The 22039-nt window shown below is 65.4% G+C and carries 21 protein-coding genes and 1 tRNA gene; 16 read left to right on the top strand and 6 right to left on the bottom strand.

From position 1 onward, the window contains the following. Nucleotides 1-213: 213 nt before the first annotated feature. The 4 genes from ACXHGZ_RS18025 to ACXHGZ_RS18010 all read left to right on the top strand — a co-directional run bounded on the left by ACXHGZ_RS18025 (nt 214) and on the right by ACXHGZ_RS18010 (nt 2947). Complete coding sequence (locus ACXHGZ_RS18025) at nt 214-1002, top strand: energy transducer TonB (protein ID WP_480460788.1); 789 nt, start codon at nt 214-216, stop codon at nt 1000-1002. After that, nucleotides 999-1454 carry a ribosomal protein S18-alanine N-acetyltransferase gene (rimI, locus tag ACXHGZ_RS18020; RefSeq protein WP_084858613.1) on the top strand — a complete coding sequence of 152 codons (456 nt, stop codon included), beginning with the start codon at nt 999-1001 and terminating at the stop codon, nt 1452-1454. Before ACXHGZ_RS18025 ends, rimI begins: the two co-directional genes overlap by 4 nt. A gap of 52 nt (nt 1455-1506) precedes the next feature. Beyond that, complete coding sequence (can, locus tag ACXHGZ_RS18015) at nt 1507-2145, top strand: carbonate dehydratase (RefSeq protein ID WP_084858612.1); 639 nt, start codon at nt 1507-1509, stop codon at nt 2143-2145. A 229-nt stretch (nt 2146-2374) separates the two neighbouring features. After that, nucleotides 2375-2947 (top strand): D-Ala-D-Ala carboxypeptidase family metallohydrolase, encoded by a 573-nt coding sequence (locus ACXHGZ_RS18010; protein ID WP_084858636.1) that lies wholly within the window; start codon nt 2375-2377, stop codon nt 2945-2947. On the opposite strand, the gene ACXHGZ_RS18005 is transcribed toward ACXHGZ_RS18010, so the two are convergent. Continuing rightward, nucleotides 2887-3804 (bottom strand): LysR substrate-binding domain-containing protein, encoded by a 918-nt coding sequence (locus ACXHGZ_RS18005; RefSeq protein WP_480460786.1) that lies wholly within the window; start codon nt 3802-3804, stop codon nt 2887-2889. The two genes, ACXHGZ_RS18010 and ACXHGZ_RS18005, sit on opposite strands and share 61 nt — an antisense overlap. A 240-nt stretch (nt 3805-4044) precedes the next feature. On the opposite strand from ACXHGZ_RS18005, the gene ACXHGZ_RS18000 reads away from it, so the two are divergent. Continuing rightward, a complete protein-coding gene (locus tag ACXHGZ_RS18000; protein ID WP_084858610.1) occupies nt 4045-4662 on the top strand; it encodes a LysE family translocator in 618 nt (205 codons plus the stop codon). Between the two features lie 56 nt (nt 4663-4718). Here the strand turns inward: ACXHGZ_RS18000 and ACXHGZ_RS17995 are convergent. Next, nucleotides 4719-4795, bottom strand: a tRNA-Met gene (locus tag ACXHGZ_RS17995). Between the two features lie 238 nt (nt 4796-5033). Between ACXHGZ_RS17995 and ACXHGZ_RS17990 the strand changes: the two genes are divergently transcribed. The 6 genes from ACXHGZ_RS17990 (at nt 5034) to ACXHGZ_RS17965 (ending at nt 12240) form a co-directional block, all read left to right on the top strand. Further along, a complete protein-coding gene (locus ACXHGZ_RS17990; RefSeq protein WP_084858609.1) occupies nt 5034-6248 on the top strand; it encodes an MFS transporter in 1215 nt (404 codons plus the stop codon). 116 nt (nt 6249-6364) lie between these two features. Then, complete coding sequence (locus ACXHGZ_RS17985; RefSeq protein WP_172403057.1) at nt 6365-6508, top strand: hypothetical protein; 144 nt, start codon at nt 6365-6367, stop codon at nt 6506-6508. Between the two features lie 123 nt (nt 6509-6631). After that, a complete protein-coding gene (locus ACXHGZ_RS17980; RefSeq protein WP_480460784.1) occupies nt 6632-7789 on the top strand; it encodes an MFS transporter in 1158 nt (385 codons plus the stop codon). 88 nt (nt 7790-7877) lie between these two features. After that, the gene (locus tag ACXHGZ_RS17975) at nt 7878-8504 is read left to right on the top strand and encodes a DNA-3-methyladenine glycosylase family protein (RefSeq protein WP_480460783.1); all 627 of its coding nucleotides are present in this window, start codon (nt 7878-7880) and stop codon (nt 8502-8504) included. A 227-nt stretch (nt 8505-8731) separates the two neighbouring features. After that, nucleotides 8732-9799 (top strand): bifunctional DNA-binding transcriptional regulator/O6-methylguanine-DNA methyltransferase Ada, encoded by a 1068-nt coding sequence (gene ada, locus ACXHGZ_RS17970; RefSeq protein ID WP_480460781.1) that lies wholly within the window; start codon nt 8732-8734, stop codon nt 9797-9799. A 56-nt stretch (nt 9800-9855) separates the two neighbouring features. Next, nucleotides 9856-12240, top strand: coding sequence for a DUF3772 domain-containing protein (locus ACXHGZ_RS17965; RefSeq protein WP_084858605.1), 2385 nt, complete (start codon nt 9856-9858; stop codon nt 12238-12240). Nucleotides 12241-12312: 72 nt separating this feature from the next. Here the strand turns inward: ACXHGZ_RS17965 and ACXHGZ_RS17960 are convergent, their stop codons facing one another. Further along, nucleotides 12313-13530 carry a DUF3422 domain-containing protein gene (locus ACXHGZ_RS17960; RefSeq protein WP_480460780.1) on the bottom strand — a complete coding sequence of 406 codons (1218 nt, stop codon included), beginning with the start codon at nt 13528-13530 and terminating at the stop codon, nt 12313-12315. Here ACXHGZ_RS17960 and ACXHGZ_RS17955 point away from each other — a divergent pair. Beyond that, nucleotides 13529-13861 carry a GNAT family N-acetyltransferase gene (locus ACXHGZ_RS17955; RefSeq protein ID WP_480460778.1) on the top strand — a complete coding sequence of 111 codons (333 nt, stop codon included), beginning with the start codon at nt 13529-13531 and terminating at the stop codon, nt 13859-13861. The two genes, ACXHGZ_RS17960 and ACXHGZ_RS17955, sit on opposite strands and share 2 nt — an antisense overlap. A gap of 132 nt (nt 13862-13993) precedes the next feature. Here the strand turns inward: ACXHGZ_RS17955 and ACXHGZ_RS17950 are convergent, their stop codons facing one another. From ACXHGZ_RS17950 to ACXHGZ_RS17940, 3 genes are all read right to left on the bottom strand, one after another. Beyond that, complete coding sequence (locus tag ACXHGZ_RS17950) at nt 13994-15424, bottom strand: aldehyde dehydrogenase family protein (protein WP_480460776.1); 1431 nt, start codon at nt 15422-15424, stop codon at nt 13994-13996. Nucleotides 15425-15437: 13 nt separating this feature from the next. Further along, entirely contained in the window at nt 15438-16937 is a 1500-nt protein-coding gene (locus ACXHGZ_RS17945; RefSeq protein WP_480460774.1) for a purine-cytosine permease family protein, read from the bottom strand. 87 nt (nt 16938-17024) lie between these two features. Then, on the bottom strand, nt 17025-17414 hold the full coding sequence (locus ACXHGZ_RS17940) for a YybH family protein (protein WP_480460772.1): 390 nt from the start codon (nt 17412-17414) through the stop codon (nt 17025-17027). 634 nt (nt 17415-18048) lie between these two features. Here ACXHGZ_RS17940 and ycaC point away from each other — a divergent pair. The 4 genes from ycaC to ACXHGZ_RS17920 are packed head-to-tail and all read left to right on the top strand — an operon-like array spanning nt 18049 to nt 22030. After that, nucleotides 18049-18669, top strand: coding sequence for an isochorismate family cysteine hydrolase YcaC (ycaC, locus tag ACXHGZ_RS17935; RefSeq protein ID WP_480460770.1), 621 nt, complete (start codon nt 18049-18051; stop codon nt 18667-18669). Between the two features lie 59 nt (nt 18670-18728). Next, entirely contained in the window at nt 18729-20885 is a 2157-nt protein-coding gene (locus ACXHGZ_RS17930; RefSeq protein ID WP_480460769.1) for an FUSC family protein, read from the top strand. Then, nucleotides 20875-21081, top strand: a complete 207-nt coding sequence (locus tag ACXHGZ_RS17925; protein ID WP_084858597.1) for a DUF1656 domain-containing protein — start codon at nt 20875-20877, stop codon at nt 21079-21081. Before ACXHGZ_RS17930 ends, ACXHGZ_RS17925 begins: the two co-directional genes overlap by 11 nt. A gap of 1 nt (nt 21082) precedes the next feature. Beyond that, nucleotides 21083-22030, top strand: a complete 948-nt coding sequence (locus tag ACXHGZ_RS17920) for an HlyD family secretion protein (RefSeq protein ID WP_411969561.1) — start codon at nt 21083-21085, stop codon at nt 22028-22030. Nucleotides 22031-22039 lie beyond the last annotated feature (9 nt).

Raw genomic sequence — 22039 nt, 5'->3', positions numbered from 1 at the left:
CTCGTTGCCAAATAAAAGGGGCGATTGTACTGCATCCGGGGGGGAGGATTTCACCCCTTGGTCTGTAATGAGGGGTGGCGAGGGGGATGTCTTGAGTGATCGGGTGTTGGTAAGACGGAGCGCCGACCACGCGGCGCTCGGTCTCACAAACCCTGCAAAACCCAAGGCGTACACGTTAGAATACCCCCCAAATCCCACCCCGGACCCCGTGCCTTGCTGACCGAGCCCCGCCGCCGCGCCTACCTTTCCGCCATGCAAGTGGTGCACTGGCTGCCGCGCGCCGAACTGCCGTTCGCTGCACCGTCGCGCCCGGAACTGCTGCTGCCGTTGGCGCTGGTCGAAGACGCCGCCATCGAGGTACGGCCAAGCGCACCTGCGCCTGACGCACCAGCTGTCGCCCCACAGGCCCGCTCCGTCGAGCGCCCCAAGATCGAGATCCCCCGGCCGGGCAGCACGCCCAAGCCCGCCAGCACGCCGGTCGAAGCCCAGGAGCAGGTGCCAGCGCCCCGTCCGGCGCCGTTGCCGCCACCGCGTTTTGCCCTGCAATTGCTGCGCGCTGGCCGCTGCCTGGTGCTGGTCGAACTGGCCACCGGCCAGCCCTTCCAGAGCCGTGACCCGTCGTACCTGCTGCTCAAGGACATGCTGCGCGCCGCCGGCCTGCCCGATGCGCCGCAGATCATCGGCGAGCCGGTGCGCTGGCCGTTGCTGGTACGCGGCAACATGGACCAAGGGCCGGAGGCGGCGCGTGACTTCGTCCAGGGCTTCATCGCCGCGCGCCTGGAAGAGGCGCCTTGCACCTGCCTGTGGCTGGTCGGCCTGCCGGCCGTGCGTTTTGCCGGCCAGGCCGACGGCGAGGCCTACTACCAAGAACTGAAGGTCGAAGGCCTGGGCGACGCCTGGGCCCTGCCGGGCCTTGAACTGTTGATGGACGAGCCGCAGCGCAAGGCGGACGTCTGGCAAGCGATGCGCCGGCTGATGGCGCGCTGGAAGAGCGTTGAATGAGTGACTCGATCAGTTTCCGCCCGATGACCGAGGCGGATCTGGATGCCGTGCTTAAAATCGAATATGCCGCGTTCAGCCATCCGTGGACGCGCGGAATCTTCCAGGATGCGCTCAAGTCCTATGAGGTCTGGCTGATGTTCGACGGCCAGCAGCAAGTCGGCCATGGCGTGATCAACGTGATCATCGACGAGGCCCACCTGCTCAACATCACCGTCAAGCCGGAGAACCAAGGCCGTGGCCTGGGCTTGCGCCTGCTGCAGCATCTGATGGCCCGGGCCTACCAGCTCAATGGCCGGGAATGCTTCCTGGAAGTACGCGCCAGCAACCAGGCGGCCTACCGCCTGTACGAGCGCTACGGATTCAACGAAATCGGCCGTCGGCGCGACTACTATCCCGTTGCCGGCGGACGCGAAGACGCCCTGGTGATGGCCTGCACCCTGTTCGAGGAGTGACCTTGCAGGCGCTGGCCGTGTCACACAGGCATACCCTGATGAGGCAACGACCATGCATGACCTGCAGGAACTGATCGACAACAACGAACGCTGGGCCGATGCGATCAAGCAGCGCGACCCGGACTTCTTCGCCAAGCTGGCCCGCCAGCAGACCCCCGAATTCCTCTGGATCGGTTGCTCCGACGCTCGCGTGCCGGCCAACGAGATCGTCGGCATGCTGCCGGGCGACCTGTTCGTGCACCGCAACGTGGCCAACGTGGTGCTGCACACTGACCTGAACTGCCTGTCGGTGATCCAGTACGCCGTGGAGGTGCTCAAAGTCAAGCACATCCTGGTCACCGGTCACTATGGCTGCGGCGGTGTGCGCGCAGCGATGCAGGACCGTCAGTTGGGCCTGATCGACGGCTGGCTGCGTTCGATCCGCGACCTGTACTACGAAAAGCGCGGCGAGCTGGCCAAGCTCGATACCGAGGAAGCCAAGGTCGACCGCCTGTGCGAGCTGAACGTGATCCAGCAGGTGGCCAACGTGGCCCACACCAGCATCGTGCAGAACGCCTGGCACCGGGGGCAGGAGCTGTCGATCCATGGTTGCATCTATGGCATCAAGGATGGCCGCTGGAAGAGCCTGGACACCACCATCAGCGGGTTTGCCCAGTTGCCGCCGCAGTATCGCCTGCGGCCTTTGGAATAAACTGCTCAAGGGCTGGGAGATTACCCAGCCCTTCGGGCTGCGCTGTCGCGCAGAGAGCAAGCGGCCAATGCTGCCCTTGTGGGAGCGGGCTTGTCCCGCGATCAAGGGCGAAGCCCTTGCCAGGCGACGGTGATATCGGGCCCGGCCTAATCGCGGGACAAGCCCGCTCCCACGGGGCTCCGTGCTTTACTCGCTGTAATGGCGAACACAGGAGTGAAGAATGAAAGGCATGAAGCTGCTGGCCTGCGTGGCAGGGCTGCTGGCAGGCATCGCCCACGCCGATGAGCGGGATGTCTGGATGTTCGCCCAGTGGGCAGGCGACCACCCGACCCGTGCCTTCCGCCAGATGTTGGTGGATGCTCGCCTCTATGGCGTGGTACCGATCCATCAACTGCTACGTTCGGCCTCCGACTGGCGCCTGTGCAGGGCCTCACCCTTCGCCGTGCCGCCGGCCACCCAGTGGCCCCAGGTGCGCGCTACCCTGATGCTGCTCAAGACCCTCGACGAACAAGGCATCCTGCGCCAGTTCGAGGTGGTGTCGGCCTACCGTGACCCGCGCCTGAATGCCTGTGCCGGTGGCGCGGTGGGCAGCGCCCATACCCGGGCTTTCGCGGTCGACGTGCTGCTGCCTGCCTGGGCCGACCCCAACCCGCTGTGCCGGTTCTGGCAGCAGCATGGCCAGGCCTGGAACATGGGCCTGGGGCGCTACCCTTCCGGGCGAATCCACCTCGATACGGCCGGCTATCGCACCTGGGGCGGCGACGGCCGCTCGGGGTCGTCGTTCTGCACCAGGCCCAGGTGAGCCAGGCACGCCTGGCATTCGCCCACCACCCACTCGGCGAAGCGCTGGCGCTTGCTGCCGTCATCCAGGGGCAAGGGGCTGAGCAGGTGGTAGGCCGAGCCGTCTCGCAGGAAGCCGAAGGGCGCTACCAGTTGCCCGCTGTCCAGTTCGTCACGGACCATCAGCGCTGACGCGATGGCCAGCCCCAGCCCGGCGCTGGCGGCCTGGATCGACAGGTAGAAATGCTCGAAGTCGCTGCGCTCGGTGTGGTGCGCCTTCTTCCCGGCCAGGCGCTGCCAGGTGCTCCAGGCGTCAGGGCGGGTGGCGCTGTGGAGCAGGCGTTGGTTGTCGAAACCGGCGTCCTGGCCTTGCCGGCAGACCGGGCCGATCCACTCCTCGCAGATCTTCAGGCTGTGCAGTTTCCGTTCCCAATGAAAGTCGTCGCGCCGCAGCGCCAGGTCCACGCCGGCACGGCTGAAGTCCAGCGGCCCGCCTGCGGCGACCAAGTGCAGCTGCAGGTCGGGATGGGCAGCATGGAAGCGAGGCAGGCGAGGGATGAGCCAGCGCATGGCGATGGTCGGCTCACAGGACACCACCAGCACATTGTCTTGCGTCTGCGCCTGTAGGCGCTGCACCGCGCCTTCGAGCTGCTCGAAGATCGACTGGGTGGTGCCATGCAGGCTGCGGCCGGCCGATGTCAGGAACAGGGCCCGGTTACGCCGCTCGAACAGCTCGATGCCCAGGCTTTCCTCCAGCAGGCGTACCTGGCGGCTGACGGCGCCGTGGGTCACGTGCAGGTGCTCGGCGGCGCGCACGAAGCTTTCGGTCTGGGCGGCGATATCGAAATAGCGCAGGGCGGTGAGCGGGGGCAGTTTCATGGTCGTGTGTCGTCTGTGGCGGCCCAATCGCGGGGCAAGCCCGCTCCCACAAAGGCTCTCTGGGCTCTGGGCTCTGCCCTGTGGGAGTGGGCTTGTCCTGCGATTGGGCCAGCAAGGCTTACGCCTGTCTGTGAAAAAAACTAGCAGGTCTGCCGCACTATAAATCGATTTTTCGCCATGAATAAGCCTTCGATAATCAATGCCCTGTGCATTTTCATCGCCAATCGAGGAGCGTTTTCCGTGAATGAACTGATCGCCGTCGCCCTGTTCACCGTGCTGGCCGTCATCAGCCCAGGGGCCGACTTCGCCATGGTCACCCGCAGCAGTTATGCCCAAGGGCGCACGGCTGGCCTGGCCGCAGCCTTGGGGATCGCCCTGGGCGTGCAGGTGCATGTGTTGTACACCGTGCTTGGCATCGCCGTGATCATCAGCCAGAGCCCGGCGCTGTTCCTGGCCATGAAAGTGGTGGGTGCCGGTTACCTGGTCTACCTGGGCTACAAATCGTTGACCAACACCTCACGGATCTCACTCGATGGCATCGGCCAGAGCCCTCGGGCCGGCGTGCTCCAAGGCCTGCGCACAGGTTTTTTGACCAATGCGCTGAATCCCAAGACGATGCTGTTCGTCGTCAGTGCCTACACCCAGGTGGTGCGGCCGGGCAGCCCGCTGGCGCTGGATTTCGCCTATGGGGCGTTCATGTCGTTCGCCCATTGGGCATGGTTCAGCCTGGTGGCGGTGTTCTTCTCGAGCGACGGATTGCGCCAGGCGATGATCGAGCGACAAGGGGTGGTCGACCGGGTGATCGGCGTAGCCCTGATCGGGTTGGGCCTGGCCGTGGTAGTGGCGGGCGTGCGTTGACGGTTTTTCAGCGCAATAAAAAAGGGCTTATCTTTCGATAAGCCCTTTTTTGAAGGTGGTGGCTACACAGGGACTTGAACCCCGGACCCCAGCATTATGAATGCTATGCTCTAACCAACTGAGCTATGTAGCCGACTTGGCGCGCATTATTAGCTCGAATCGTGACTCTGTCAACACTCGTTGTAAAAAAAATTTCCAGCCTTTCAAACGCTTAGCTGGGCGGACCGCTCGGTGTGCCCGCCAACCTGCAAAGAATGCGCTGCGCAGACCGGGTGAGTCGCGGCGTGGGGCGGCCGATTGCATAAAAAGGTAGCTAAGTATCTAGTTCTTTCCTGATAATCGGATCCCAAATCCGCGGAAAGGACATAGCCATGGCCATCAGCAGCGCCCAGACCTCCACCGGCACCAGCACCGCCGCACAGGCCACCCCACTGGTGATGCGCATCATCGGCTTCTGTGCCCTGGCACACCTGATCAATGATCTGATCCAGGCAGTGCTGCCGGCCATCTACCCGATGCTCAAGGCCAACTACAACCTGAGTTTCGCCCAGATCGGCCTGATCACCTTGACGTTCCAGATCACGGCCTCGCTGCTGCAGCCGTGGGTTGGCTTCTTCACCGACCGGCGGCCGGCGCCGAACCTGCTGCCGTTGGGCACGTTGTGCACCCTGGTGGGGATCGTGATGCTGGCATTCGTCGGCAGCTTCCCGATGATCTTGCTGGCATCGGCGTTGGTGGGCATCGGCTCCTCGACCTTCCACCCCGAGACCTCGCGCATCGCCCGCCTGGCATCGGGAGGGCGCTTTGGCCTGGCCCAGTCGACTTTCCAGGTCGGCGGTAACGCCGGCTCTGCCCTCGGCCCGCTGCTGGCGGCGGCCATCGTCATTCCTTTCGGTCAGAGCCATGTGGCCTGGTTCGGCCTGGCCGGGCTGTTCTTCTTCGCTGTGACTTTGTTGCTGCGGGGTTGGTACAAGGGCCACCTCAACCAGTTCAAGGCCCGCAAGGCCGTACAGGCCAGCCATGGGATTTCGCGCCAGCGTGTGATCCTGGCGTTGGTGGTGCTGGGCCTGCTGGTGTTCTCCAAGTACTTCTACATGGCCAGCTTCACCAGCTATTTCACCTTCTACCTGATCGAGAAGTTCGGTGTGTCGGTGGCAAGCTCCCAGCTGCACCTGTTCCTGTTCCTGGGCGCGGTGGCGGCCGGTACCTTCTTCGGCGGGCCGATCGGTGACCGGATCGGGCGCAAGGCGGTGATCTGGTTCTCGATCCTGGGCGTGGCGCCGTTCACCCTGGCCCTGCCGTATGCCGACCTGTTCTGGACCAGTGTGCTCAGCGTGGTGATCGGCTTCATCCTGGCCTCGGCGTTCTCGGCCATTGTGGTCTATGCCCAGGAACTGGTGCCGGGCAGCGTCGGCATGATCGCCGGGATCTTCTTCGGCCTGATGTTCGGTTTCGGTGGCATCGGCGCGGCGCTGCTGGGCTACCTGGCTGATTTGCGAGGTATCGAGTACGTCTATGGGCTGTGCTCGTTCCTGCCGCTGTTTGGCGTGCTGGCAGTGTTCCTGCCTTCCACCGGTAAACGCTGATCCGGGTCTCAAACCCAATGGGCTGGGTGATTTCCCCACAAGGGGCCTTGGCGATTGACGCGCCAAGCCCCCTTGGCCTAGAGTGCCGCCTCCTTTCAATTCACGTAGTCGATGCAATGCGCCGTTCCCAGAGCCTTCGCCTTGTCCGCCAGCCTGTCATCCAGGCGGTGCGTCGTGCGTGGCCGAGCGACACGGTGCTCAAGCGTCGGCGCAGCGTGCTGTTCGCCTTCACCTTCTCGCCACACCTTGCCCTGAACTGATCCTGCGCCCCTGCGTGTCCGCCTGCCGGCGTGGCTGCGGGTGGCTGCGTTCGCACATCTTTCCAGTGGTTTTTCCAGCCGTCCCGGCCCAGGGTGCACGTGGGCGGCGAGCAAGGAGTGGTAATGAACATGCGTTTGCTGGCGGGCCTGTTGTTCGCCGTGTCGGTGGTGGGGTTCAGCCTGGGGGCGAGCCTGCCGCTGGTGTCGTTGCGTCTGCACGAGGCGGGGGCAGGCACCCTGGAGATCGGTATCATTTCGGCCATCCCCGCGGCGGGCATGATGCTCTCGGCGTTCATGGTCGATGCCTGCTGCCGGCACCTGACCCGGCGCACCATCTATTTGCTGTGCTTCAGCCTGTGCACCCTGAGCATCGCGTTGCTCGAAGGCGCCTTCACCTCGATCTGGTACCTGGCGCTATTGCGCCTGGCGCTGGGTATCGGCATGGGCATCGCCATCATCCTTGGCGAGTCCTGGGTCAACGAGCTGTGCCCGGAGCACAACCGCGGCAAGATCATGGCGCTCTACGCCACCAGCTTCACCGGTTTCCAGGTGCTGGGGCCGGCCATGCTGGCGCTGCTTGGGGCCAACAGCCCGTGGGTCACGGGCGTGGTCACCGCCTGCTACGGCCTGGCATTGCTGTGCATCCTGCTGACGGTTCCCAACGACCATGTGCAGCACGAGGAAGGCGAAAAGAGCTTTGGCCTGGCCGGGTTCTTCCGGGTCGCGCCGGCGTTGTGCGTGGCGGTGCTGTTCTTCTCCTTCTTCGATGCCGTGGTGCTGTCGCTGCTGCCGGTATACGCCACCAGCCATGGTTTTGCGGTGGGTGTGGCGGCGTTGATGGTGACCGTGGTGTTCGCTGGCGACATGATCTTCCAATTGCCCCTGGGCTGGCTGGCCGACCGGGTCGAGCGTACCGGGCTGCACCTGGTGTGCGGTGTGGTGGCCATGGCGATCGGCATCGGCCTGCCGTGGCTGCTGCAGATGAGCTGGCTGCTATGGCCGCTGCTGGTGGTGCTGGGCGCGGTGGCTGGGGGCATCTATACCCTGGCGTTGGTGCTGATCGGCCAGCGCTTCAAGGGCCAGGACCTGGTGACGGCCAATGCCAGCGTTGGCTTGCTGTGGGGTGTCGGCAGCCTGGTCGGGCCGCTGGTCAGCGGGGCGGCGATGGACGTGGCGCCGCACGGGCTGCCCATGGCCTTGGCGGTGATGGCAGGGTTGTTCGTGTGCTTCGCCCGGCAGTCGTATCGCCGGGTAGGGAAGCTGCGGGCTGTGACAGACTGAGGCGCCATTACCTGCGCAAGAACCGTCGTTCCGTCGATGACAGGTTGGTCTAAGCTGGTCTTTTTCCGATCATTCGAGGCTATCGCGCATGATCCACGCCGACCTCTCGCCCTCGGCCTATCGCCAGGCCACGGACTTCCTCGCGGGGTTGGACCCGGACTGGGCCCGACACATCGCTGCAATCGGCCCGTGCCAGCACAGCGCTGTGCCGGAGCGCGAGCCCTTCGAGGCGCTGGTGCGGGCGGTGGCCTACCAGCAGTTGCACGCCCGGGCGGCCGAAGCGATCCTGGCGCGCTTGCTGGCGTTGTACCCGGGGGCCACCTTCCCTAGCCCCGAGCAACTGTTGGCCACGCCGCCCGAGGTGCTGCGTGGCTGTGGCTTATCCGCGAACAAGCTGGCTACGGTGCAGGGGATTGCCCAGGCGCGCCTGGACGGTATCGTCCCCAGCCGCGAGCAAGCGCTGGCGATGCATGACGATGTGCTGATCGAGCGGCTGGTGAGTCTGCGTGGCGTCGGACGCTGGACCGTGGAGATGTTGCTGATCTATTGCCTGGAGCGCTCCGATATCCTGCCGGTGGACGACTTCGGCGTGCGCGAGGGGTATCGTCGGCTCAAGGGCATGGACAAGGCGCCGACTCCGGCGCAGATGCGTTCGCTGGGAGGTGGCTGGAGCCCATATCGGACCGTGGCATCCTGGTACCTGTGGCGCGCCTGAGCGTAATCCCCTTGTAGGAGCGGGCTTGCCCCGCGAAAGGGCCGCAGGGCGGCCCCGGGATGTCAGCATTGACGCCCAAGATGTCGGGGCTGCTTTGCAGCCCTTTCGCGGGGCAAGCCCGCTCCTACAGGGCGATGCACTACTGCCGGATTGCCGTGCAATAAACGGAGTGCCAGCCCCGCCCCAGCCTGTCAGGCTTGCAACATCAGCCGCCCAGGAGAGATTTCATGAAGCCTGCCACCGCCTACGCCACCGACGCCGACCGCTGGCTTGCCGTGCAACGCCGCGACTTGGCGGCCAGCGGCCATTTCGTCTATGCCGTACGCACCACGGGCGTCTACTGTCAGCCTGGCTGCAAGTCGCGCCTGGCCAAGCGTGAGAACGTCGAATTCTTCAATGATGCCGACGCTGCCGAAGCGGCCGGCTATCGCGCCTGTCGCCGCTGCACGGAGGGCAAGGCCCTGCAGATGATGCGCCGCACCGAACTGGTGGCCCGCGCCTGCCGCCTGATCGAGGCCAGCGAGACCCCTCCCAACCTCGACCAGCTCGGTGCGCAGCTGGCCGTCAGCCCCTTCCACTTGCACCGCGTGTTCAAGGCCGAGACCGGGCTCACGCCCAAGGCCTATGCTTCGGCCTATCGCGCCCGGCGCTTGCGCGAGCGGCTCGATGACCGCGCCAGCTCCGTGACCGAGGCCATCTATGACGCCGGCTACAACTCCAACAGCCGCTTCTACGAGAGCGCCGGCCAACGCCTGGGCATGCGCCCGAGGGAATACCGGGCCAAGGGCGCGGGCTCGACCATTCACTTCGCCATTGGCCAGTGCTCGCTCGGGGCGATCCTGGTGGCGCAGAGTGAACGGGGCATCTGCGCCATCCTGTTGGGCGAGGACCCTGAGCGCCTGCTCAAGGACCTGCAGGACCAGTTCAGCAAGGCTCGGCTGATCGGCGGCGACGCCGGTTTCGAACGCCTGGTCGCCGAAGTGGTGGGGTTCGTCGAGCAGCCGGCCCTGGGCCTGGCGCTGCCGTTGGACGTACAAGGCACGGCCTTCCAGGAGCGCGTCTGGCAGGCGCTGCGCGAGGTACCCGCCGGCAGCACCGTCAGCTACACCGACATCGCCGAACGCATCGGCGCACCCAAGGCCGTGCGCGCTGTCGCAAAGGCCTGCGCCGCCAACTGCCTCGCCGTGGCCATCCCCTGCCACCGGGTGGTACGCCGTGACGGCGACCTCAGTGGCTACCGCTGGGGAGTGGAGCGTAAACGGCAATTGTTGACACGAGAAACGGCACTCACCTGAGCGCTGCGAGCAGCGTAGAATCCCCGCCCAATCGAGCGTGTAAATAGGGGAATTCGATGAGGCGCCTGAGCCTTTACCGTTTTTGTGTAGCAACGCTTGCCGTGCTGTTGTGGGTAGCCACGCCAGCCTGGTCGGCACAGGTCGGGCCGTTGAGCGCGGGTGAACTGCCCACGTTGGACGAGAACGCCAGCCTGGAGCAGTTGAGCGACCGCCTGGACCAGGTCCGCCAAGGGCTTACCAGCGAGGCGAACGATGACTTGCTGTCCCAGCTGCGTCAGGCCGCCTTGCAGGTGCAACGCCAGGCTGACGCCCTGGGCACGCAACGCACCTCCGACGTGGAGCGCCTGGACGACCAGCTCCAAGTGCTCGGCCCGGTACTGCCCGACGAAGCCGACAGCATCACCCGCCAGCGCAAGCAGTTGAGCGATGAAAAGAAGTCGGTACTGGCCGAGCAACAGCAGGCGGTGAAGTTGACCCAATCGGCTCGTGACCTGGCCACGCAGATCGTCAACCTGCGCCGCAGCCAGTTCAACTCGCAGGTCACCACCCGCGCCGCCAGCCCCCTGAGCCCAGCATTCTGGTCGAGCCTGATCCGCCCGACCGACGAGGACGTGGCACGCCTGCGCGACCTGCGCGGCGAGGCCGCCGATGCCGTGGCCAGCGCCTTCAGCGCCGAGCACCGCTGGCTGTTCATCAGCAGCCTGGTGGCGGCCCTGCTGGTATGGACACTGGTGCGCAAGGTGCTCGAGCGGCTGCTGGCCGATGCCATGATCCGCTGGCTGCCCGAGGGCCGCCTGCGGCGCAGTGCCCTGGCCTTGAGCGTCAGCCTGGCGACCCTGAGCACCATCGGCGGCTCGGTATCGCTGGTGCGCTGGGGGCTGGAGAACAGCGCCGCGCTGGGCAGCGACATCGCCAGTCTGATCAACCATATCCTCACCCTGGTGGTGTTCAGCGCCTTCATCGCCGGCCTCGGCCGCGCCATGCTGATGTTGCAGCGCCCCTCCTGGCGCCTGCCGCCGATCCCGGACGAAGTGGCCAGTGCCCTGGGCTGGTTCCCTCAGGTCCTGGCCCTGGCGCTGATGGTGCTGCTGACCCAGGAGCGTATCAACAGCGTGATCGGCACCAGCCTGGCGCTGACCGTGGCCACCAACGGCCTGACTGCCCTGGTGGTGTCGCTGATCTTCGTTGCGGCGCTGGTGTGCTACCGCCGCGCCCGCACACGGCACCAGTTGGAGCGCCCGCCTGGGTTGGCCGGGCTGATTCCGTTCGTGATCGTGGTCTGGGTGGGGCTGATCCTGCTGGCGTTGCTCACCGGCTACCTGACCCTGGCCTACTTCCTCACCGCCAAGCTGCTGTGGATCAGCGTGGTGGCCACCTGCGCCTATCTGCTCATCACGGTGTTCGGCGACCTGTGCGAAACCCTGTTGTCGCCGCGCCAGCCCAGTGGTCTGGCATTGTCCGCGGCCCTTGGCCTGCAGCCACGGCACCAGGCCCAGGCCAGCACCATCCTGGCGGGCATCGGGCGTACGTTGTTGCTGTTCATCGCCGGCCTGCTGGTACTCATGCCCTCGGGCACCAGCCCCGGCGAGCTGCTGCTGAGCCTGGCGGAATGGGACGGCAGCGGGGGCAAGGTGCTCGGCAACCTGAACATCGTGCCGCAGGACATCTTCCTGGCCGTGGCCATGTTCCTCGGTGGGCTGTTCGCCATCCGCGTGGTCAAGCGTTGGCTGAGCGAGCGCCTGCTGCCGGAGACCGACATGGATGCCGGCATGCGTGCATCCCTGGTGACCCTGGTCGGCTACCTGGGCTTCCTGTTCCTGGCCATGCTGGTGATGTCGACCCTGCGTATCAACCTCACCAGCCTGACCTGGGTGGTCAGTGCGCTGTCGGTGGGTATCGGTTTCGGCCTGCAGCAGATCGTGCAGAACTTCATCTCCGGCCTGATCCTGCTCACCGAGCGCCCGGTCAAGGTGGGTGACTGGGTGAGCCTGGCCGGGGTGGAGGGCGACATCCGTCGGATCAACGTGCGCGCCACGGAAATCCAGATGTCCGACCGTTCCACGGTGATCGTGCCCAACTCGCAGTTCATATCCCAGAACGTGCGCAACGTGACCATGGGCAATGCCCTGGGCGTGGTCGGCATCACCCTGACCCTGCCGCTGGATACCGACGCGAACAAGGTGCGTGACCTGCTGTTGACGGCGTTTCGCGAGCATGAATCGATCCTCGATGCGCCGGCGTCGTCGGTGACCTTCAAGGACCTCACCGCCAGTGGCATGGTGCTCAGCGTCAGTGGCTACGTGGCCAGCCCGCGGCAAGTGTCGGGTGCGCGCAGCGACCTGCTGTTCACGGTGTTGGGGCGGTTGCGGGAGGAGGGGATCGCGTTGTCGTCGCCGCAGAGCATGGTATTGGTGCAGGAAGGCGCACAGCCGGCAGAATGAGGCTAGGGGCTGCTGCGCAGCCTTTTCGCGGCACAAGGCCGCTCCTATTAGGGGGAGCGGCGAATGCCTGGGTCAATGCTGCTTCGCCCGCCTGATCCTTAGCAGGATCATTCCCAGCAGCAGCATCACCGGCACTGCCATCCCCAGCAATGCCTCGCGCGCCGTCAGCCCCGCGCCCAGCACGTTCAGCCCGCCATACAGCAGCTTGAACAGGTTCAGCAGATAATAGGTGATGGCGATGATCGACAGCCCTTCCACCGCCCGCTGGATCTTCACCTGGGCATCGGCGCGGGCATTGAGGCTGCGCAGGATCTCGGCGTTCTGCTCCTCCATCTCCACCTGCACCCGCGCCTGCAGCAGGTCGCCCAGGTTGGCGACATTCTTGGCCAGTTGCTCCAGACGCTGCTCGGTGGCGGCGCAATAGCGCACCGTCGGTTTGAAGCGTCGCTCGATGAACACCCCCAGCCGCTGGCAATCCCCCACATGGCTTTCGCGCAGCTCGCCCAGGCGCTCGAACACCAGTTGCGCATAGGCCTGGGTCGCACCGAAGCGATGGCGGGTCTTCACCGTACGGCTGACCACTTGACGGGAGAGGTGGGCGATGGCTTCGAGCAAGGCCTTGGAGTCGTGGCCATCGACGCTGGCGCTGCGCTCGGAGAGGCTCACCAAGGTCCGGTCGAAGGCGTCCAGCTCCTGGCTCAGCGCCTTTGCCGTGCTGAGGGTGAGCGAGGCCATCATGCGGTAGGTCTCGATCTCCAGCAGGCGGCGGATCATCCGGCCCTGGCGGTAGGCGTTGAGTCGGCGGTTGACGAACAACAGGCGGTTGGTGCCGTCCTCGGTCAGGCGAAAGTCGCTCCACACCACCGCATCGCCGCCACCGACCAGCGAGCCGCAGGGGTCCTTGAAACCATAGCGCGTCAGGTCCAGGCCCTGTTCGCCACGCACCAGCACCTGCACGGCATTGATCACCTGGTGTGCCTGGGGTGCGATGGCTTCGGCCAGACCCTGGGGCAGCGCCTGCCAGCCGGCATCGTGGGTGGCGCAGGGCACCACCAAGGTCAGCGTGAAGAACTCGGCGTGGCGCTCCCATTTGAAGGGGTTGCCATCCAGCCGGGTAATGCCCTGGGCGGCCTCCCTATCGACGGCGTCGGGGCAGCAGCGATGCAGCAGGGCCAGGCAGGCGGTGTCGTCGCCCAGCACGGCCAGATGATGGACATGGGCGGGTTCGTCGAAATACAGCGATGGACGAGCGTGCAGTTCGTTATGCAGGGCGGTGCGTTGCGGATGCATGGGAGGTCTGGCCTGGTGTTGTGATTATTGGGCTACCAGGGGTGGGACTTGGGTACGTCGGATAAAAGTCACGGGCTGCGACAATTCCCCGCATGACAATCCAGATTTCTCACCCCTACCCTCCAGGTCTCGCCGAGTCCTGGATCGCCGGTCAACCGAAGGCCTGGCAACAGCGCAGGGGGCCATCTGGGGTGCGATACGTCTGTTGATAGGGGTCATATCGCTGCAAGGGCTTGCCGATGACCTGGTGCTTGGCTACTGGATCGGCGTGGACGACTGGAGCAAGGGTTACGCCACGGAGGGGGCCTGCAGCCTAATGCCAGTCAGTTAAGCCTTATCGTCCAGCGCAGGCTCCGCCAGCTCCCCAGGGACAGTGCCGTTCTCGAGACTGGCGCGTTACTGGTGGGAGCCGGCTTGCCGGCGATGGGGCCCTAACTGACAGGCACTCACCTGCAGCCTGGTTTCAACCCAGGCAACGTGTCACATGCTTGACCGACTGGTACGCCGACAGCCCCCAGGGCCCGAGTTCGCGGCCGATGCCGCTGCCCTTGGTCCCGCCCCAGGATGTCTCGACGAACACCGCCTGCACCGAGTTGATCCATACATGGCCAACCTCCAGTGCGTCGGCCACACGTTCGGCGCGGTCCAGGTCGGCGGAGCATACGGTGGCGACCAGGCCGAAGCGGCTGTCGTTGGCCAGCGCAATGGCCTGTGCCTCGGTGGCGAAGCGGCGGGCGCACAATACGGGACCGAAGATCTCCTCGTTCCACAGGCGGCTACCCTCGGGCACATCCCTGTACAGGGTCGGGCTGACGAACCAGCCCTCGCGGTCCAGCACCTGGCCACCGGTGAGGCAATGCAGGCCTTCTTCGCGGGCAATGGCGAAATAGCTGGCGACCTTGAGCCATTGTGCCTGGCTGGTCAGCGGGCCCATGGCGACGTCCTCGACCAGCGGGTTGCCCACGTTCATCTGTTCCAGGGCCGCCTGCAGGCGGGGCAGCAGGGTATCGGCGATGCCGTCCTGGACCAACAGGCGCGAGGTGGCCGAGCACATCTGCCCGGCGTTCCAGGTGATGCCGGCGACGATCCATTCCACGGCCTGGTCCACGTCGCAGTCATCGAACACCACGATCGCCGACTTGCCACCGAGTTCCAGGGTGACGGGGCGGCACTGGGCTGCAGCGGCGCGCATGACCTGGCTGCCCACCCCGTTGCTGCCGGTGAACGACAGCTTGTCCAGCCCGTTGTGGCCGCTCAGCGCTGCGCCGGTCTCGGCCTTGCCGTTGACGATGTTCAGCACGCCGGCGGGCAGGCCCAGGGTGTCGGCGATCTGGCCGTAGGCCTGTTCGATCAGTGGCGTGACCTCCGAAGGCTTGAGTACCACAGTGCAGCCGGCGGCCAGGGCCGGGGCAAGCTTCCATGCGCTGGTGACCAGGGGGAAGTTCCACGGCACGATCAAGCCGACCACGCCCACCGGTTCAAGGCGCGTACGGGCCGTGAAGCCGGGGGCGGCCAGGGGGACCTGGCGATTCTTGCCAGGCAACTGCTCGGCAAGGTCTGCGTAGTAGGCGAACGTGGCCACGGCATCGTCCAGGTCGATCTCGGCTTCGTGGCGTGGCTTGCCGTTGTTGCGCATCTGCAGGGTAATCAGTGCTTCGCGGCGTTGGCCAAGTTGTTCGGCGAAGCCACGCAGCAGCGCGGCACGTTCGCCCGGGGCAGTGGCTTTCCAGGCGGGCAGGGCGCGCCGGGCGGCAGCCACGGCCTGGTCGACCTGGGCGGTGCTGGCGGACATCAGCTCGGCGAATGGCTGGCCCAGCGCGGGGTCATGCACGGTGATGCAGTCGCTGCCTTGGCCTTCGACCCAGCGGCCGTCGATGTAGTGGGGTGTGGTCATGGTCGGGTTCCAGTCAGGCGGTTTCGGCGGTGGTTACCGGCGTGCGCGGGGCGCTTTTGCAGCGCACCCAGCGCGGGCCATGGGGGCCATAGACGCCGGCAGGTTCAGGGAACAGGTTGAGCAGGGCGATGTACAGCAGGCCAGCCATGCCCAGGGTCACCGGCAGGCTCAGGTCGATTCCGCCGGCCAGCTCGCCCAGTGGGCCGACGAACTGCCCTGGCAGGTTGACGAAGCACAGGCCCACCGCTGCGCTGGGGATCCAGGCGCCCATACCGCGCCAGTTCCAGCCATGGGTGAACCAGTAGTGCCCGCCGCGTTGGCCGCGGGTGAACACCTGCAGGTCGTCGGCATGGTAGAAGCCGCGACGGGTGACCAGGCCGAGAATCATGATCACCATCCAGGGGCTGGTGCAGGTGATGATCAGCACGGCGAAGGTGGACACGCTCTGCACCAGGTTGAAGGTGAAGCGGCCGATGAAGATGAAGGCGATGGCGGCGACGCCTATCAGCAGGGTCGCGCCGGCGCGGCTGAGCAAGCGCGGGAATACGCTGGACATGTCCAGGCCGGTGCCATACAGCGAGGTGGTGCCGGTGGACATGCCGCCGATCACCGCGATCAGGCACACCGGCAGGAAGAACCAGCCCGGCGAGATCGCCAGCAGGCCGCCCACATAGTTATTGGCGGCGATGTAGTCCGGGGCCTGGGTGGCGACCAGGGTCGCGGTGCACAGGCCGAACAGGAACGGGATCAGTGTCGCCGCCTGGGCCGCAATCACGGCCAGCATGATGCGCGCCTTGGGCGTCTGGCGCGGGATATAGCGCGACCAGTCGCCGAGGAACGCGCCGAACGACACCGGGTTGCTCATGGCCAGGATCCCCGCGCCGACGAAGGCGGCCCAGAAACCGGGCTGGCCGAGGTTGACGCTACCGGCGAAGTGCACGTCGAAGGGGCCGGCGAATGCCAGGATGCCCAGCAGGAACAGCAGGCTCGATGCCCATACGGCGATCTTGTTGACCCATAGCATGAAGCGGAAGCCGAAGATGCACACCACCAGCACCAGCACGGCGAACAGGCCGTAGGCCAGGCCCAGGGTCAGGTCGGTTTCCGGCAGCCCCGCCAGGCGCTTGGCGCCACCGACCAGGGCGTCGCCTGAGCTCCACACCGACAGCGAGAAGAACGCCACGGCGGTGAGCAGCGACAGGAACGAACCGACGATGCGCCCATGCACGCCGAAGTGTGCGCCGGACGACACCGCATTGTTGGTGCCGTTGAGCGCACCGAACAGGCCCATGGGGGCGAGGATCAAGGCGCCCACCCCGACGCCGAGCAGGATGGCCCACAGCCCGGCCTGGAACGACAGGCCGAACAGTACCGGGAAGCTGCCCAGCACAGCGGTGGCGAAGGTGTTGGCACCGCCGAAGATCAGGCGGAACAGGTCCAGCGGGGTCGCGTCGCGTTGATCGTCGGGGATCTGTTCGACGCCATTGGTCTCGATACCGGTCGAATGGCTCATGGCAAGGCTCCAGCGCGATTGTTGTGAGTCGGCGCGGTGCGCGGACTTTTTTGTGGTGCGTTGGCAGTGCGGCAGGGCCGCGAAACATCAGGTGTCGGAGGCAACCGACAGGTGCTCGTGACAGGCCAGCCAGCGTTCGCCCTGGCGCTTGAAGACGATGGTCTCGCGCTCGGCCAGCCGGTGCTCCTGGCCCGCGATGCGCATGTGCGTGGCCACGTCGTGCATGAAGATTGCCACCTCACCTTGCAGGCTCACCTGCGCGTTGCTGGACTGGCATGCCAGCACGGCAAAGCCCTCGGCCTGCCATTGTGCCCACAGCGTTTCATAGGCATCGCGCGCGAGCAGCGGGTGCGCCAAGGTGTGGAAGAGGAAGGTGGCGTCTTCGCTGAAGCAGGCGAAGTAGCGGGCGGTGTCGTTGCTGGCGAAGGCGTCGACGAGGTCGGCGGCGGCCTGGCGCACTTGGAGGGTCTGGTCCACGGGAGTGGCCTCACGGTTATTGTGATTGTTGAAGCGATTCTGGTGAGGGTTGGCGGGGGGAAAAATCGCTGGGGATAAATAATCAGTTCAGGAATCTGTGAACCAATTTCATGGCCGCACGCATCCTTGTAGGAGCGGAGCAAGCCCTAATGTCGGTCAGTTAAGCCTTATTGGCTGCATTTGGGGCTGCTTCGCAGCCCATCGCCGGCAAGCCGGCTCCCACAGGTTCCGCGGTGTCTACAACAGCAGCGCAGGACAGGTGGGAGCCGGCTTGCCGGCGATGGGGCCTTAACTGACAGGCATTAGGGCAAGCCCGCTCCTACAGGTTCAGCGCTGGGCGCTCCAGTAACGGCGTTCACGAAATGGAACGCAGAGGTTCGAATTAAGCGTCTACCGGCGCTTCGTTCATCGAACTAACGTTGTGCCTGTATTTTGCGTAGGCAGCCGTCAAGCGCGGCCTTCGGCGACTGGCGGTCGCGTGGTTCACCGGGGGTTGCCTACGCTGATAGTCCCATAACCGCGTTTGTGAACGCCGATCGAACGCGACATGAACGCCCAGGCCGTGGTCACCCACCACGAGCAACTGGACTCCGAACGAGCTGAGTTACCTACCCACCAAGCAAGGAGAAACATCATGGCCTTCCAATACAAGCGTCTGGACAAGAACAACGCCGCTGTTCTGCTGGTCGACCACCAGACTGGCCTGCTCTCCCTGGTACGGGACATCGAGCCCGACCGTTTCAAGAACAACGTGCTGGCCCTGTCGGACCTCGCCAAGTACTTCAAGCTGCCGACCATCCTCACCACCAGTTTCGAAAACGGCCCCAACGGCCCGCTGGTGCCCGAGCTCAAGGAGCAGTTCCCTGACGCGCCGTACATCGCACGCCCAGGCAACATCAATGCCTGGGACAACGAAGACTTCGTCAAGGCGGTCAAGGCCACCGGCAAGAAGCAATTGATCATCGCCGGCGTAGTGACCGAAGTGTGCGTGGCTTTCCCGGCCCTGTCGGCCCTGGAAGAAGGGTTCGATGTGTTCGTGGTCACCGATGCATCGGGCACCTTCAACGAACTGACCCGCGACTCGGCCTGGCGCCGCATGGAGGCTGCTGGCGCGCAGCTGATGACCTGGTTCGGCGTGGCCTGTGAGCTGCACCGCGACTGGCGCAACGACATCGAAGGCCTGGGCGCGCTGTTCTCCAACCACATCCCGGACTACCGTAACCTGATGACCAGCTACAGCCTGCTGACGAAGTAACCCGGTTTGGGGAGCCATGCCGTGGCGCATGGCTCTCCGTCCGTGTTTCGAGGTACCGGATGGGTCCACTGATTTCCTATTTCAAGCTGGCTTTGAACCCTGGGCGCGGGGTGCTGTTATTCGCACTGCGCACCATCGTCGCGGGCCTCCTGTGCCTGTATTTGGCGTTCATCTTCGATCTGGAACAACCGAAGTGGGCGCTGATGACCGTGATCATCATCAGCCTGCCGCTGGCCGGCATGACCCTCAAGCGCAGCTTCGCCCAGGTGCTCGGCACTGCGGCGGGTGCCGCCGTGGCTGTGGCGATCATGGCGTTGTTCCCCCAGGCACCGATGCCCTTCATCGTCTGCCTGTCCCTCTGGCTGGCGTTCTGCACGGCCGGTGGCACCTTGTTGCGCTACACCGATTCCCATGCTTTCGTCCTGAGCGGCTTCACTGCCGTGGTGGTGGCGATGCTGGCGGTCCCGGAGCCGGACGGCATTTTCCTGTTGGCCATCACCCGCTTGACCGAAACCTTGCTGGCGGTGGTCTGTGTGGCCGTGGTCAGCCTGTTGACCGCTCGCCCCCAGGCGGTGGCGCAGGGGTATTTCAACAAGGTCGACAGCTTGGTCAAGCTGATCGCCCGCCACGCCGCCGAGGTGGTCCGTACCGAGGAAGACGAAGCGGCGTTCCGTCAACGCCAGGCGCAGCTGATCGCCGAGATCAGCGCGCTGGAAGGCCTGCGCCGCCACCTGTATTTCGATGCGCCGCACCTGCGCAGCGCTGATGGGCTGGTGCAGTTGCTGGCCAACCAGCTGGTGCTGCTGGTGTCGCGTCTGCTGGTGTTGCGCCAGCAACGCGAACTGATCAAGCAGCACTGGCAAGGGCCGTTGCCGGCCGACATCCAGCTGCTGCGCCTGGCCGAACTGGACAGCCTGGACGCATTGGCCCGCGATGGCGTGGCCTTGTCGGCGAGCGGGCGCAAGGCGATCCGTAGCTTGCACCAGGGCTTCGACCAGGCTGCCGACCGCGCCGAGTTTCTCAACGAGCCGCTGCCGCCGCGCATGCGTTCGCTGGCCTGGGCTTTGCGCTGGGAGCAGGCGCGCCTGTTGCAGCAGCTCGATGAACTGATCGAACTCAACGAGGCGATCCAGCAGGGGAGGGCGGCCAGTTGCCCCCATGACCAAGGGCGGGTCAGTGCGCTGCACCTGGATTTTCGCCTGGCCGGCATGAACGCCGTGCGGGCATTCCTGGCCTTGTTCCTGGCCGGCTGGTTGTGGGTCGAGACCGCCTGGGACGGCGCGCGCTCCGGGGTGATCCTGATCGGTGTGATGTGTTCCCTGATGGCGACCCTGCCGCGGCCCTTGCTGGCGAGCCAGAACTACAACCGTGGCCTGCTGGTGGCGTTGGTGCTGTCGGCCCTCTACCAGTTCGCACTGCTGCCGATCTTCACCGATTTCGAAATGCTCGCTCTGTGCCTGGCGCCGTTGCTCTACCTGGCGGCTGTTGGCCTGGCCAACCCGATGACCGCCGGCATCGGCATGGGCATCGGCCTGATCAGCCTGTTGATGATCGGGCCGCAGAACGTCGGCACCTACCACAACAGCGCCATCCAATGGTTCGAGTTCGCTGGCGGCTACGTGGTCGCCGGGGTGCTGGCGATGGTGGTGTTCGCCCTGGTCTTTCCATTCAATGCACCAAAACGCATGGCCCGGCTGTTCCGCCTGACCCGTGACGATGTGTACCGGCAGGTAACCGAGGGCAACGGGTTGACCCACCAGTTCGACTTCGAAAGCCGCACGCTCGACCGCCTGTCAGCAATGATCGGCCTGCTGCCTGCCGCCACCGACCCGCGCTCGCGGGAGCTGTTCGACTGCAGCCTGGTCTGCCCGGCACTGGCCATTGCCCTGGTCCAGGCGCGTACCCAGTGCGTGACCAGCGTAGCGCTGCCGGAGGGCACGAAGGCTCGTTTAGGCCTAGTGTTGCAAGAGATGGCCGAGGTCATCGGCGGGCAACGCCAGGTAGACATCGACGGGCTGTTACGAGAGACCGAACAGGTAGGCCTGGCCCTGGATGCGTTGCACGAGGCGCACCTGGACGCTGATCGGGAAGCGCTGCGGCGGTTGTTCATCCTGCGCGTGGCACTCTCGGTTGCCGGCCAGTTGCTGCAGCGCTATCGGTCAGTCCTGGCAGGGCCTGCGCCGTTGCCTGAAAAGGAGGGCGCCCATGCCCATTGATTTCGAATTCGGCGGTGTCTACCTGCCGCCCATTGCCCAGGCCCTGCTGTTGGGGCTGGTGTTGTTCCTGGTCGCCGATGCCGTGCTGCGGCGGCTTGGCGTGCTGGCGCGGGTCTGGCACCCGGCGCTGTTCCAAGGAGCCCTGTATGCCGCGATCTGCGCGGCCCTCGTGTTGACGATGGGAGCGAGCGTCTGAAATGCCTGCGTTGAAACCTGTTGTGGCCAAGGCCTTGACCTTGGTGGTGTTGGCGATTGCCGCCGGCCTGGTCTGGCTAGCCTGGGACTATTACACCCGCGCGCCATGGACTCGTGATGCGAGGGTGCGGGCGGACGTGGTGACGCTGTCGGCGGAAGTCGCCGGGCGCATCATCGAACTGCCCGTGCAGGACAACCAGTTCGTCCACCGTGGCGACCTGTTGCTGCAGATCGATCCGGCCCGCTACGAACTCGCTGTGCTGCACGCCGAGCGCGCAGTCGAGGTGGCCCGTGCCACCCTGGGCCAATCCCAGGCTGCCATCGTCGCCAGCGAAGCGCTGCTCAAGCAGCGGCGCAGCGAGGAACAACGGCGCCGCAAACTGCAATCGATGTCGGCGATTTCTGCCGAGGAATGGGAGAAGTCCGGCACCGAGGTCGCCGTGGCCCAGGCCGACCTGCTGCGCGAGCAATCCAACCTGGGCCTGGCGCAGGCCAATGTGCAACTCGCCGAAGCCACCCTCAAGCAGGCGCGCCTGGACCTTGAGCGTACCCGCGTGAGTGCCCCGGTCAATGGCTATGTGACCAACCTGCTGACCCGCCAGGGCGACTTCGCCCAGCCCGGCGCGCCGCTGCTGGCCCTGGTGGACAGCGAGTCGTTCCATGTCAGCGGTTACTTCGAGGAAACCAAGCTGCCGAAGATCAAGGTCGGCAGCCGGGCACGCATCGAACTGATGAGCGGCGAGCGGCTGCAAGGCACGGTGGAAAGCATCGCCTACGCGATCACCGACCGGGAGAACCAGCCGGGCAACCGCCTGCTGGCCAACGTCAACCCGAGCTACACCTGGGTCAAGCTGGCCCAGCGCATCCCGGTGCGGTTGCGTCTGGAGCGTGACGCCGATGCGCCGCCACTGCGCGCGGGCACTACCGCGACGGTCACCATCCTTGAATAGTGTTTGGGT

The organism is Pseudomonas shiyinii (assembly GCF_056725765.1).
The sequence above is the reverse complement of the archived record's forward strand: the minus strand, read 5'-3'. Positions and strand labels throughout refer to the sequence as shown.

What these genes read in the sequence shown, in the direction of transcription:
- ACXHGZ_RS17945 (WP_480460774.1), bottom strand. Translation starts at nt 16,937, where the DNA reads ATGAGCCATTCGACCGGTATCGAGACCAATGGCGTCGAACAGATCCCC.
- ACXHGZ_RS17920 (WP_411969561.1), top strand. Translation starts at nt 21,083, where the DNA reads ATGCCTGCGTTGAAACCTGTTGTGGCCAAGGCCTTGACCTTGGTGGTG.
- ycaC (WP_480460770.1), top strand. Translation starts at nt 18,049, where the DNA reads ATGGCCTTCCAATACAAGCGTCTGGACAAGAACAACGCCGCTGTTCTG.
- ACXHGZ_RS18005 (WP_480460786.1), bottom strand. Translation starts at nt 3,804, where the DNA reads ATGAAACTGCCCCCGCTCACCGCCCTGCGCTATTTCGATATCGCCGCC.
- ACXHGZ_RS17965 (WP_084858605.1), top strand. Translation starts at nt 9,856, where the DNA reads ATGAGGCGCCTGAGCCTTTACCGTTTTTGTGTAGCAACGCTTGCCGTG.
- ACXHGZ_RS17950 (WP_480460776.1), bottom strand. Translation starts at nt 15,424, where the DNA reads ATGACCACACCCCACTACATCGACGGCCGCTGGGTCGAAGGCCAAGGC.
- ACXHGZ_RS17955 (WP_480460778.1), top strand. Translation starts at nt 13,529, where the DNA reads ATGGGAGGTCTGGCCTGGTGTTGTGATTATTGGGCTACCAGGGGTGGG.
- ACXHGZ_RS17960 (WP_480460780.1), bottom strand. Translation starts at nt 13,530, where the DNA reads ATGCATCCGCAACGCACCGCCCTGCATAACGAACTGCACGCTCGTCCA.
- ACXHGZ_RS17930 (WP_480460769.1), top strand. Translation starts at nt 18,729, where the DNA reads ATGGGTCCACTGATTTCCTATTTCAAGCTGGCTTTGAACCCTGGGCGC.
- ACXHGZ_RS17990 (WP_084858609.1), top strand. Translation starts at nt 5,034, where the DNA reads ATGGCCATCAGCAGCGCCCAGACCTCCACCGGCACCAGCACCGCCGCA.
- ACXHGZ_RS17975 (WP_480460783.1), top strand. Translation starts at nt 7,878, where the DNA reads ATGATCCACGCCGACCTCTCGCCCTCGGCCTATCGCCAGGCCACGGAC.
- ACXHGZ_RS17980 (WP_480460784.1), top strand. Translation starts at nt 6,632, where the DNA reads ATGAACATGCGTTTGCTGGCGGGCCTGTTGTTCGCCGTGTCGGTGGTG.
- can (WP_084858612.1), top strand. Translation starts at nt 1,507, where the DNA reads ATGCATGACCTGCAGGAACTGATCGACAACAACGAACGCTGGGCCGAT.
- ACXHGZ_RS17925 (WP_084858597.1), top strand. Translation starts at nt 20,875, where the DNA reads ATGCCCATTGATTTCGAATTCGGCGGTGTCTACCTGCCGCCCATTGCC.
- rimI (WP_084858613.1), top strand. Translation starts at nt 999, where the DNA reads ATGAGTGACTCGATCAGTTTCCGCCCGATGACCGAGGCGGATCTGGAT.
- ACXHGZ_RS18010 (WP_084858636.1), top strand. Translation starts at nt 2,375, where the DNA reads ATGAAGCTGCTGGCCTGCGTGGCAGGGCTGCTGGCAGGCATCGCCCAC.
- ACXHGZ_RS17985 (WP_172403057.1), top strand. Translation starts at nt 6,365, where the DNA reads ATGCGCCGTTCCCAGAGCCTTCGCCTTGTCCGCCAGCCTGTCATCCAG.
- ada (WP_480460781.1), top strand. Translation starts at nt 8,732, where the DNA reads ATGAAGCCTGCCACCGCCTACGCCACCGACGCCGACCGCTGGCTTGCC.